Genomic DNA, 12597 nt, shown 5'->3' on the forward strand with positions numbered 1-12597 from the left:
TACTAACTAGATTGCAAAGATGATGCCAGAAACTATAAAAGTCTTACCAATCAATAGGAAAATAATCCTTTAAGAACTTACCAGACCAATGTTTTCCTGTATTTATACCATCAATTAATGGATCCATAACACGTGCCGCACCATCCACAATATCTAAAGGCGGTTGAAAATCGTGTGTTTCTACTTTCTTTTTAGATAACTCAGCAGGATCTTCATCAGTAACCCAACCAGTATCCACTGCATTCATATAAATACCAGATTTTGCAAAAGTAGATGCTGAAGTATGTGTTAACATATTTAAAGCCGCTTTTGCCATATTTGTGTGCGGATGTCTATCTACTTTTTTAAATCGATGAAACTTACCTTCCATTGCTGTTACATTTATAATATGCTTTTTACCTGTGTTTTCTTTCATCATTAAATTAGATAAACGATTACATAACACAAATGGAGCAACAGCATTAACTAACTGTACCTCTACCATTTCGGTAGTTTCAATTTCACCTAATCTTAAACGCCAGCTATTCGTTTTTCTTAAATCTACTTGTTGTAAATCGGCATCTAATTCACCTTCTGGAAAAACCTCAGCAGTTTGTAACGAATTATCAAAACTATATGGAATTTGAGATAATGCTGCTGAATTACGTAATCCAATTCCAGGTTCAGGACCGTGCCAAGTAACTGGTAATACATTATTTTTACTTGTTTTATCCGTAGGAACACTTAAACTTGATAACTCCTCTAAACAGCTAATGTGATCTTTTAATAAAGTTTGGGCTAACTTAGGAAGTTTATCAACAGGAAGCTTTTCATTTTCCATTAAATGAAAGTAAAAACCTGAAGGTCTTCTTACGGTTTGTGCCGCATTATTGATTAAGATATCTAATCTATCGTATTTTTGCTCTATATAATTACAGAAAATCTCTACACTCGGAATATGACGTAAATCAAGTCCGTGAATATGTAAGCGATCACTCCAATCTTTATAATCTTCTTCTTTAGAAAAACGAATTGCTGAATCCGCAGGAAAACGAGTTGTTGCAACTACCCTAGCCCCCGAACGCAATAGCATTAACGTAATATGGTATCCAATTTTTAATCGAGAACCTGTAATAACAGCTACTTGATCGGTTAAATCTGTTAATTGAAAACGTTTTGCATAATTTAAATCACCACAATCTTTACACATCGTATCATAAAAATGATGCAATTTTGTATAAACTGTTTTACAAACGTAGCAATTTCTAGGCGATTCTAATTCTAAGGTATCTTCGGATAAATCGGCAGCAGCCAATAATTTAGGAGCAACAAATAATGCCGATTCTCTTGCTGAACGAATTCCTGTTGATTTTCTAGCATGTGTATCTTTGGCAATCATTTTACGTTTTGCAGCTTTTTTAGCGTCTTTTCTTCTGCGCTCAAACTCTGCTCTATTAGGTCTTGTTAATTCCCCTGCTGCTTTAAAAAGAGCGACTCTTTCTTCTTCAGGTAATTCAAAAAGCTGATTTGTATCTGCTAATAATTGTTGTAATGTAGCGATACAAGATGCTATATCTATACTCGATTTTTGTTCACTCATATCAAACTACTTTTTAGTTTTTTTAGTTTTACGTATATTTTTTTTGATATAAAACAATGTCTTTATGACGATAATTTATATTCGGGCGCGAAATTACTGCTTTTTAACGAGTTTTTACATTTAGATATCATCATCATTCTAAATTTACTTTTAAAACCTCATCTAAAACATAATTTATTAAACAAAAAAGAGATTAACCTTAACGGTTAATCTCTTTTTTGTTTAATTTTAAATCAATAAAAAACTACTTAACTAAAGTAACTTTTACAGCATTCATTCCTTTCATCCCTTTTTCAAGTTCGAAACTTACTTTGTCATTTTCAGAAATTTCATCAATAATACCACTTACGTGTGTAAAATATTTTTCTTGATCTGCTGAATCGATAATAAAACCGAATCCTTTAGATGAATCAAAAAATGAAACAGTTCCTTTTCTAATAGGATCAAACGCTTCTTTATCGCCTTCTAAAGTTTTAGGAACGCTAACTTGAATGTCTTCAGCGTTAATAACTATTGGTTTTTGATCTGGATCAGGAGGAGTTGAAGATAAATTCCCATAAGCATCAGTATATGCGAATTCAATTCCTGTTGGACCATTTTCTCTTATGTCTGCCTTACGAGCATCCATTTTCTTTCTTTTATCTTCACGTTTTTTTAAACGCTTTTTCTCTTTTTCATTCTTGTTAAATGATTGCTGAGATTTTGCCATAATATTTAATATAGAATTATACTACTAGTTTTAATTTAGAATAAGATTATGAAGCCCTCTTTTAAAGGGAATCATTAGAATTGCCCCAATATACCCCAAATTGTGTTAATTTTTGTGATTTTTATTATTTATTTTTATAAAATTCGTGTTTTATAAAATAAAATAAAAGCTTTTCTGCTTATAATAAAATAAAAAAGTCCATCAAAAATGATGGACTTTTAAAACTTGAAATATTTTTTTTAGATCACTTTTACGTTCACTGCATTTGGTCCTTTTTTACCTTCTTCTAATTCAAATTCAACTTGGTCACCTTCTCTGATTTCATCGATTAATCCTGAAATGTGTACAAAGTGATCTTTTGTTACGCCTTCTTCAGTGATAAAACCAAAACCTTTAGTATCATTGAAAAATTTTACTATTCCTTTATTCATTGTAATGTAATTAAATAATTTATAAACTTACTTATCTATTTGCAAAGATGCTACCATATTTTCACATATGACACATTTTGTTCATTTTTATTTCTTAACTTCCTTTTTTGGAGTTACTGTATTTGATTCTGCTAAGTAATTTGCTAAAATTTTATCAACTAACTCATCTTTTGTTAAATGATGAAAAATAGTTTTTACTTTTGATTTAAAATCTTCAGAAACATTTCTATTTGGCTTTGTTTTGAATATTTTTTTAGCCCAAATTAAACCGTTATTCTCTTCGATACTTTTAGCATCTGCCTTTTTAAAAGGTTTAAAAACGATTCCTAATTCTTTTTCGAAATCAGCAATGTCTTTAACCTCATCTTCTTGTAAAATAGTTAAAGAAAGCCCTTTTGCTCCTGCTCTTGCAGTTCTTCCGCTTCTGTGTACGTAAGCATCATAAGTATCAGGTAGATGATAATTAACAACATAAGAAACATCTTTTACATCAATACCACGAGCAGCTAAATCTGTAGCGACTAAAATATCAATATAACTTTCTCTGAATTGTCCCATAATTCTATCACGAATCCCTTGGGTTAAACTTCCGTGAATTGCTCCTGATGAAAATTTATTAATAGCTAAGTTCTTCGCTAATTTATTAACAGCCGCTTTCGTTTTACAGAAGATAATACCACGCTGTCCTTCTTTCGAGTTTAAAAAATGAAGTAATACTTCTAATTTTTCAATAGGCTTTACAACTACATATTGATGATCTATTCCTTGATGCCCAACAGTTGTCATATCAGCTTCGATATGCGCTACGTGTTTAGACATGTAATTCTGAACCAGTTGTTTTATAACTCCAGACATGGTTGCCGTGAATAATAAAGTTCTTCTATTTTTTGGAATTCCTTTAATAATAGTATCTACCTCATCTTTTAAAGCACTTACCATTTCATCTGCTTCATCTAAAACAAAATACTTTATTTCTTTTATATTGATAGCTCCACGCTTTACTAAATCGACTAAACGACCTGGTGTTGCAATTACAATATGCGTAGTAGTAGCTAAACGCTCAATTTGAGTTTTTATAGGAATACCTCCACATATAGAAGCAATACTTACTTCAGGGTTTGTAGAAAAAGATACTAAATTATTATAAATTTGTTGCCCTAACTCTCTTGTTGGAGCTAATATTAAGGTTTGTATGGTTGTATTATCCGTATCAATAAGTTGTAATAAAGGCAATCCGAAAGCAGCAGTTTTACCTGTTCCTGTTTTTGCTAAAACAACAACATCTTCTTTTTGATTTAGAATAACAGGTATCGTTTTTTCTTGTACATCTGTTGGAACAGTAATTTTTAAATCAACTAAACGCTGTTGTAATTGTTTATTAATTCCTAAATCTGAAAATTGTTTTGGCATAAAAATATTTTTCGACAAAGATAATCACACTTTATAGGAAAATACACTTCTTTTTATTTTAGTTTTTTATCAGAAAATTATAAAAAAGATTGATTATTAAATAATTCAGGCTTTGCTCCTTTAATATTTTTATAAAATTGATAAAAATGAGCAAAATCTTCTTTGATATCCCCTGTAAGGTAAAAAGGTTTTGAAAGTTTTACTTCTTTATTTTCAAAATCGAAACCAAGCATTACAATAGGCACATTTGCACCTTCTGCGATGTAATAAAAACCTGTTTTCCATTTATCAACAAATTGCCTAGTTCCTTCTGGTGATATTGCTAAACGAAACTCATCATTTTCATTAAAAACTTTAACAATTGCTTCAACTACATTAGTACTTTTACTTCTATCGATTGGCGCACCTCCTAGCGATTTAAAAAACCAACCAAACGGTGGTTTAAATAGTGCTTTTTTTCCTACAAAGTTAAGTTTTGTACCTGTAATTTTTTTTGAAAACAAACCAACCATAAAATCTTGCCAACTTGTATGTGGAGCACCTATTAATACATATTTTTTAAGTTCTTTTGGAAATTCGCCATTAAACTTCCAACCTAAAACTTTTGTAAATATAAATTTTGATATCATATTTTATAAATAAACGTCAAAAATACGGCTTTATTCAATGGTATGGGTCACGATTGATCTAGTATGTTATTATTACATCGTTAGCACCTATTTTTTCTACTTTCATGTGATAAAAATAAAAAATCTTAGTTTATATTTGGTTAACCACGTAAAAACCTGAAAATCTAATGAATACATCTATTTTAATCGCCTCAAGCACTTTGCTTTTTGGTTTTATTATCGGAAACCTTTTATCTAAATTAAAGGCCAAACAATTAACAACTGATTTAGAAAAGGAATTAACTGGCTTAAAAATTAATGTTTCAAACTTAGAAACTCATAAAGAAGATATTCAAAACCATTTAAATGAGGCTCTAAAAGAAAAGGAAATTGTTAGTACTCAACTAGTCATTAAAAAGGAAGAACTAAAAAATTTTCAACTAAAATTTAATGAGAATAAAGAAGAAGTGACAAAGCTACAGGATAAATTCACTAAAGAATTTGAAAATTTAGCAAATAAAATATTAGAAGAAAAATCAACTAAATTTACTGCTCAAAATAAAGAAAATATCGACAATATATTAAACCCTCTTCATGAAAAAATTAAAACTTTTGAAGATAAAGTAGATAAAACTCATAAAGAAAGTATCGATTATCATGCTGCTTTACGTCAACAAATTGTTGGTTTAAGAGAAATGAATTTACAGATGAGTAAAGAAACCATTAATTTAACAAAGGCTTTAAAAGGTGATAATAAAATTCAAGGAAATTGGGGGGAATTAGTTTTAGAGCGCGTTCTAGAGAAATCCGGTCTAGAAAAAGGTAGTGAATATTTCGTACAACAATCATTTATAAATGATGAAGGAAAAAGAGTATTACCTGATGTTGTTATTCATTTACCGAATAATAAAAAGATGATTATCGATTCAAAAGTATCGCTTAAAGCTTATGAAGAATTTGTAAATACAGAAGATGATGATATTCGAAAAGAGCAATTCTTAAAACAGCATATTAACTCTTTAAGTCGTCATGTAGAGCAATTGTCCGAAAAAAAATATGAAGATATCTATAAAGTTGAATCTCCTGACTTCGTGTTACTTTTTATCCCTATAGAACCTGCATTTGCAATAGCTTTAAATCAAGATAATTCACTATATAATAAAGCTTTTGAAAAAAACATTGTTATTGTTACTCCTACAACATTATTAGCTACTTTACGTACTATTGATACTATGTGGAATAATGAAAAACAGCAACAATATGCTTTAGAAATAGCTAGGCAAGCAGGTGCTTTGTATGATAAATTTTACGGATTATTACAAGATTTAATAGGTATTGGTAAAAAAATAGATGCTGCAAAAGGAGATTATAATAGCGCCATGAATAAATTAGTAGATGGTACAGGTAATCTTATCAATCGTATTGAAAAAATAAAGAAAATGGGAGTGAAAACTAAAAAATCATTACCTGATAGTATTTTAAATAGAGCGCAGGCAAAAATTTAAATTAAAATATTTCATTTGAATAACCAAAATAAATTAAATCCTCCTGAAATTAAAAAAACCTCAACTTAAAAATATAAAGTTGAGGTTTTTTTATCACTCTAATAAAATTATTCTTTTAACCGTTTTACTAATTTATCAACTGTTAAACCTTGTGCTATAATAGAAAATACAACTACAATATAAGTAATTACTAGAAATAAATCTCTTTCCATACTTACAGATAATCCTAAAGCTAAAGCTATTGATATTCCGCCTCTCAAACCTCCCCATGTCATAATTACATCGGTGTTTTTCACGAAATCTAATTTTTTTTCAAAGATTTTTATCGGCAGAAACAAAGAAATATAACGGCATATTAAACAGATAGGAATTGCTAATAAACCTGCTAAAACAAATCTCCCTTCTATTACTAACACTAACATTTCCATTCCTATCAATACAAATAAAATGGCGTTTAATAAGATATCTAGTAATTCCCAAAACTTATCGACATACTTCTCTGTAGTTTCAGACATAGAATTAGCTCTTACTGTATCGTTTCCTACTATTAAACCTGCAGTAACCATCGCTAAAGGAGCTGATAAATGAAATTTGTGACATAATACTGTTCCTCCCATTACGGTTGCTAAAGTGATGATTACTTCAATATCAAAATCATCAATAGATTTTAACAAGCGATATGTAACCCAACCTAAAATTAATCCAATACCAATACCTCCTATTACTTCTTGTCCGAAAAGCTGTAATACGTCAATTGTACTTACGTTTGCTGTACCTGATTCTGCAATTTTAAAAATAGTTAAAAAGATAACAACACCTACACCATCGTTAAAAAGAGATTCTCCAACAATTTTAGTTTCTAATTTTTTAGGAACTCCTGCTTTTTTAAGAATACCTAACACAGCAATTGGGTCGGTTGGTGAAATTAATGCTCCAAACAACAAGCAATTGATAAAGCTAACGTCTAAACTAATAAGTTGTAGTGCAAAAAACATAACAATACCTACTAAAAAAGTTGAGGTTAATACTCCTAATGTTGAAAATAACAATATTGGCCAACGCTGTATTTTAAGTTGATCAAAATTAGTGTGTAATGCTCCCGCAAATAGCAAGAAGCTTAGCATTTCATCTAATAATAAGGTTTTAAAATCGATTTGAGAAATAATCGATTTCTCAAAGTTTAATAATGTTGGATCTATAGTACTAAGTAAAAGAACAGCTAAGGTAAATAAGATGGTTAAAATCATTAAACCAATTGTATTTGGTAACTTTAAAAAGCGAACATTTATATATCCGAATATTGCGGATAAAAAAATTAGCACAGTTGAAATTATGTAAATATCATTCATAGTTAAAATTCATATATATGTATTAATAAATAAGTGTTTAATTTTCATTCAATACAAAAAAGCACCGATTTAATTAAAATCAGTGCTTTTTTTATTTTGTACTTAGTAGTAGTTATGATTATAATAAGTGTTTAACACCTTACATTATAAATAATCTACGGTGTTGCATTAAATTATGAACATCTTCACTAATTTCACTAAGTTTTTCTTCGTTTGTTGCATTTTGAATAGCTTCATCAATTAAATCAACAACTACTTGCATATCTTCTTCTTGTAAACCACGAGTAGTAATTGCAGAAGTACCAATACGAATACCTGAAGTAACAAATGGGCTTTGAGTATCAAAAGGAACCATGTTCTTGTTTACAGTAATATCTGCTTTTCCTAATGCTATTTCAGCATCTTTACCAGTAATATCTTTATTTCTTAAATCGATTAACATACAGTGATTGTCTGTTCCTCCAGAAATAATATTGTATCCTTTTGCTACAAAAGCTTTCGCCATTGCTTGTGCATTTTCTTTTACTTGAATTTGGTATTCTAAAAACTCATCAGTTAATGCTTCACCAAAAGCAACAGCTTTAGCAGCAATAACGTGTTCTAAAGGTCCACCTTGATTTCCTGGGAAAACAGAAGAATTTATCAATGTTGACATTTTCTTTAACTTTCCTGATTTTAATTTTAATCCAAAAGGATTTTCAAAATCTTTACCAATCATAATAATTCCACCACGTGGTCCACGTAATGTTTTATGAGTAGTTGTCGTTACAATATGACAATGAGGTATTGGATCAGATAAAATTCCTTTAGCAATTAAACCTGCTGGATGAGAAATATCTGCCATTAAAATAGCACCAACACTATCAGCAATTTCTCTAAACTTTGCAAAATCCATATCACGAGAATATGCCGAAGCTCCTGCGATTATTAATTTTGGCTTATGTTCTTTAGCTTGTTGTTCTAAATGATTATAATCAATTTGACCAGTTTCTTTATCTACTCCATAAAAAACAGGATTATATAATTTTCCTGAAAAATTTACAGGTGATCCGTGTGTTAAGTGTCCTCCATGAGACAAGTCAAAGCCTAAAATAGTATCTCCAGGGTTTAAACATGCCGCAAAAACTGCCGTATTAGCTTGTGAACCTGAATGTGGTTGAACATTTACGTATTCAGCTCCAAATAATTCTTTAGCTCTGTCAATTGCTATTTGCTCTACAACATCTACAACTTCACACCCACCGTAATAACGTTTACCAGGGTATCCTTCGGCGTATTTGTTTGTTAAAATAGAACCTTGAGCTTCCATTACTTGTTCGCTTACAAAGTTTTCAGAAGCAATCAATTCTAAACCATTTAGCTGACGTTCTTTTTCTTCTTGAATTAAATCAAATATTTGATGATCTTTTTGCATCTTATCTTTTGTTAAATAATTATCCAAATGTAATAATTTTATTAATAACAATGAACTAATACTATATTATTATAAAATGTATTATTTTAACTTTTTTTTCATAATGAATATTGGTTTTAATTGAAAAAATATGTAGGTTTGAAGGAAACTAAATAGAACACTAAATGAAAATAACAGCAAATAATCCGAATAGAAAATCTTGGCTAACTGTTAATAAAAAATCAGATTTTCCTATTCAAAACATTCCTTTCGGAGTATTTATAACGAAAGATGATATTATTACTATTGGTACTAGAATTGGTGATTTTGCTATCGATTTAGGTGCTTTGCATCAATTAGGGTATTTTGAAGATATTCCTTTAACTGATGATATCTTCTTACAAGATACTTTAAATGATTTTATTGCTGATGGACGTAAAACTTGGCGTTTAGTTCGTAATAAAATTGCTGAAATCTTTGATGTAACTAATGGTAAATTACGTGATAATGCAGAACATAAGTATCAAGTAATTTTTAGAATGGAAGATGTTGAAATGCAACTTCCTGTAGCAGTTGGTGATTATACTGATTTTTATGCAAGTAAAGAACACGCTACAAATGTTGGTTCTTTATTTCGTGACCCTGAAAATGCTTTATTACCAAATTGGTTACATATTCCTATTGGTTATCATGGTAGAAGCTCTTCTATTATCGCTTCAGGTACACCTATTCGTCGTCCTGTTGGTCAACAAAGACCTAATGAAGGAGAAACAAAACCTAATTTTGGAGCTTCAAAATTATTAGATTTTGAACTAGAAATGGCATTTATAACTACCGTTGCAAACGATTTAGGAGATAGAATTCCTATTGAAGATGCTGATGAATATATTTTTGGATTGGTTTTATTTAATGATTGGTCTGCTCGTGATATACAGGCTTGGGAATATGTGCCTTTAGGTCCATTTTTAGGAAAGAGCTTTGCTTCTACTATTTCTCCTTGGATTGTAACTTTAGATGCTTTGCAACCTTTTAGAGTTGATAACCCAAAGCAAGTACATGAGCCTTTACCTTATCTGAAAAAAGAAGGAAAAGATAGTTTTGATATTAATTTACAAATGGCGATTCAACCAGAGGGAAAAGAAGAAACTGTTGTTTGTAATTCAAACTTTAAATATATGTATTGGACTATGGCACAACAATTAGCACATCATACTATAAATGGATGTCCTATAAACGCTGGTGATATGATGGGGTCTGGAACCATTTCAGGACCTACTAAAGATAGTTTTGGTTCTATGTTAGAATTAACTTGGAGAGGTCAAAACCCATTAAAATTAAATGACGGTTCTGAGCGTAAATTTATCAACGATCATGATACTGTTATTATGCGTGGATACTCTGAAAATGATGAGGTTCGTATTGGTTTTGGAGAATGTACAGGTAAAGTTTTACCAGCTATTGAATTTTAATTTAAATACACCTCAACTTATTCCCTATTTTAAAATAAAAAACCAGTTCAAAATATGAACTGGTTTTTTATTTTTTATTCTTCGTCTTCATCCTCTTCTTCTGGTGGCGGATGACCAAAAATATCTTCATATATCTCATCAAAGTTTGAACGTAAATGAGAATTTAACTTCTTTCTATAGTCATCTTGTAACCAATCAATAAAATTATGAGTACTCTTACAGATGCATTTAGAATATCGATGTATTCTATCATCAATTTCTCCTCCTAGTTTTTTCGCTAAGATTAAAGCATCAAAAACATCTTCACTATTTTCTACACAAATTTTAGCATGATGGTCTATTGACTTTTCTAAAACCTTTTTTGAAGATTGTCCTGCCTGAATCGTTTCGATATAAACCTTTTTTACATCAAAGTATAAATCTTCAGATTTTGAAAACTCTTCTCTAACGTTAGCTGGTAACTCATATCTAAATTCATTTTCAATTTCCTCATCAGATAATAAATTATCTAAATAAAAATTAGGAGCTCTAAACATTTTATGCCAATCTAAATCAGCACCCCAAGGTCCAAAACGATGAAAGTTATTTCCTAAATCAATTACATTAAAATCATTTTTTCCTTTAAAAATACGAGACCCTCTACCAATCATTTGATAATAAAGAGTTAATGATTTTGTTGCTCTATTTAAAATAATTGATTTTACTGAAGGTTCGTCAAAACCAGTTGTTAAAATACTTACAGAGGTAATAATTGCGTCTGGTGTTTCATGAAACCATTTCAAAATAGCATCACGTTCTTTTTTAGTATTCGTGTTATCTAAATGCGCAATAGGGTAACCTCCTCTTTTAAAAGTATCGTACACGTGTAACGATGTGTTAATCCCGTTATTAAAAATCAATGTTTTTGTTCCTTTAGCACGTTCTTCGTAAGCTTGTAGAAGCTTCGATAACATATCTGTATTTGTATATAAATCTTCTGATGATTTTACGGTGTAATCTCCGTTTGCTCCTATTTCTAAAGATGTTAAACCAACATTATATGAGAATACATTTGCTCTTGCTAAATATTCGTTTTGTATTAAGGTACCAATACTTTCACCTGCAATTAAATCATCATAATTGTCTTTCATTGGTAATTTGATATTCGAACTTAACGGTGTTGCTGTTACACCAAGTACAAACGATTTATCAAAAAACTTAAACAATTTCGTAAATGAATTATAATGTGCTTCATCAATAATAACCAAGCCTACATCAGATATATCTAACATCTCATCATTTAAACGATTGTTTAAAGTCTCTACCATTGCAACGAAACAATCGTATTTATCTTGATCTTCTAAATCAGCTTTACTATCAATAATTTTATTCTCTACACCAAATTCGCCAAGCATCTTTGCAGTCTGCTTACATAACTCAATACGATGCGTCATTATCAATACCTTTTTTTGATAATGTTTAATAAACTGACGTGTAATTTCTGAAAAAATCACTGTTTTACCTCCACCTGTTGGTAATTGGTATAATAAGTGAAAATTTTCAGGAGCATTCTCAAAACATTTAAATATTTTAAACAATGCTTCTTTCTGATAATCGTATAAATTTTTTCCTTTGGTTTCTTGTGTAGGTGTGTTTTCGTTGCTCAATTTTATGCTTTTTTGTAGTACGCAAAAATACGACGTATTTAAATAAATCCCGTTAAAAACGGTATCTTTTTTAGAATTTTCTTAAATCAATTTCAGCAATTTCGTAATGAGAAGCATGTGCTATTGCTACTTCTTTTTGAATAATTAAGAGCTGAGGTGATTGATGTACTACTTGAAATTTGTATCCTACTTCATTAGAAACTTCTCTATAAGAAATCAAATCAAGATAATAGACTTTAAAATCTTCTAATGATTCATCAAAAGATTTTTCAAATCGATTAATTGCTACACTACTAATACTACATCGTGTTGAATGTTTAAAAATAGCAATAGGTTCTTCATTTGATTGATTTTTTATTTCTTCTAACTGCTCTAATGAGGTTAATGGAATCCAATTTAAAAAAGAAATTTTTTCTTTTTTAGTTTCTTTATTATTTCCAAATAATGTGTTTAATATACTCATACTAATTGTTTTTTAAATTTGTCGATATTTTCTTT

General features: G+C 29.9%; 11 protein-coding genes. 2 read left to right on the forward strand and 9 right to left on the reverse strand.

What is annotated here, in order from left to right:
- Positions 1-43: 43 nt before the first annotated feature.
- The 5 genes from AB0T67_RS02210 to AB0T67_RS02230 form a co-directional block, all read right to left on the reverse strand.
- Positions 44-1579, reverse strand: a complete 1536-nt coding sequence (locus AB0T67_RS02210) for an SDR family NAD(P)-dependent oxidoreductase (RefSeq protein WP_369218965.1) — start codon at positions 1577-1579, stop codon at positions 44-46.
- A gap of 244 nt (positions 1580-1823) precedes the next feature.
- Positions 1824-2288 carry a cold-shock protein gene (locus AB0T67_RS02215; protein ID WP_232125376.1) on the reverse strand — a complete coding sequence of 155 codons (465 nt, stop codon included), beginning with the start codon at positions 2286-2288 and terminating at the stop codon, positions 1824-1826.
- A 239-nt stretch (positions 2289-2527) separates the two neighbouring features.
- Positions 2528-2719, reverse strand: coding sequence for a cold-shock protein (locus AB0T67_RS02220; protein WP_271231991.1), 192 nt, complete (start codon positions 2717-2719; stop codon positions 2528-2530).
- 87 nt (positions 2720-2806) lie between these two features.
- Positions 2807-4129: a DEAD/DEAH box helicase gene (locus AB0T67_RS02225; RefSeq protein WP_369218966.1), complete on the reverse strand. Its 1323-nt coding sequence runs from the start codon at positions 4127-4129 to the stop codon at positions 2807-2809.
- A gap of 77 nt (positions 4130-4206) precedes the next feature.
- Positions 4207-4758 (reverse strand): 1-acyl-sn-glycerol-3-phosphate acyltransferase, encoded by a 552-nt coding sequence (locus AB0T67_RS02230; protein WP_369218967.1) that lies wholly within the window; start codon positions 4756-4758, stop codon positions 4207-4209.
- 167 nt (positions 4759-4925) lie between these two features.
- Here AB0T67_RS02230 and rmuC point away from each other — a divergent pair, with 167 nt between their 5' ends.
- Positions 4926-6242 carry a DNA recombination protein RmuC gene (gene rmuC, locus AB0T67_RS02235; RefSeq protein WP_369218968.1) on the forward strand — a complete coding sequence of 439 codons (1317 nt, stop codon included), beginning with the start codon at positions 4926-4928 and terminating at the stop codon, positions 6240-6242.
- Positions 6243-6349: 107 nt separating this feature from the next.
- Here rmuC and AB0T67_RS02240 read toward each other — a convergent pair whose 3' ends face one another.
- Both AB0T67_RS02240 and glyA read right to left on the reverse strand, forming a co-directional pair.
- Positions 6350-7591 (reverse strand): cation:proton antiporter, encoded by a 1242-nt coding sequence (locus AB0T67_RS02240; protein WP_369218969.1) that lies wholly within the window; start codon positions 7589-7591, stop codon positions 6350-6352.
- 139 nt (positions 7592-7730) lie between these two features.
- Entirely contained in the window at positions 7731-9005 is a 1275-nt protein-coding gene (gene glyA, locus AB0T67_RS02245; protein WP_369218970.1) for a serine hydroxymethyltransferase, read from the reverse strand.
- A gap of 164 nt (positions 9006-9169) precedes the next feature.
- On the opposite strand from glyA, the gene fahA reads away from it, so the two are divergent.
- Positions 9170-10453 (forward strand): fumarylacetoacetase, encoded by a 1284-nt coding sequence (fahA, locus tag AB0T67_RS02250; RefSeq protein ID WP_369218971.1) that lies wholly within the window; start codon positions 9170-9172, stop codon positions 10451-10453.
- A 74-nt stretch (positions 10454-10527) separates the two neighbouring features.
- On the opposite strand, the gene AB0T67_RS02255 is transcribed toward fahA, so the two are convergent.
- Positions 10528-12099 (reverse strand): DEAD/DEAH box helicase, encoded by a 1572-nt coding sequence (locus AB0T67_RS02255; protein WP_369218972.1) that lies wholly within the window; start codon positions 12097-12099, stop codon positions 10528-10530.
- A gap of 70 nt (positions 12100-12169) precedes the next feature.
- Entirely contained in the window at positions 12170-12562 is a 393-nt protein-coding gene (ytxJ, locus tag AB0T67_RS02260) for a bacillithiol system redox-active protein YtxJ (protein ID WP_369218973.1), read from the reverse strand.
- Between the last annotated feature and the right edge of the window lie 35 nt (positions 12563-12597).

It is taken from the genome of Tenacibaculum salmonis, from assembly GCF_041053065.1.
In the GTDB taxonomy this organism is placed as follows: domain Bacteria; phylum Bacteroidota; class Bacteroidia; order Flavobacteriales; family Flavobacteriaceae; genus Polaribacter; species Polaribacter pacificus_A.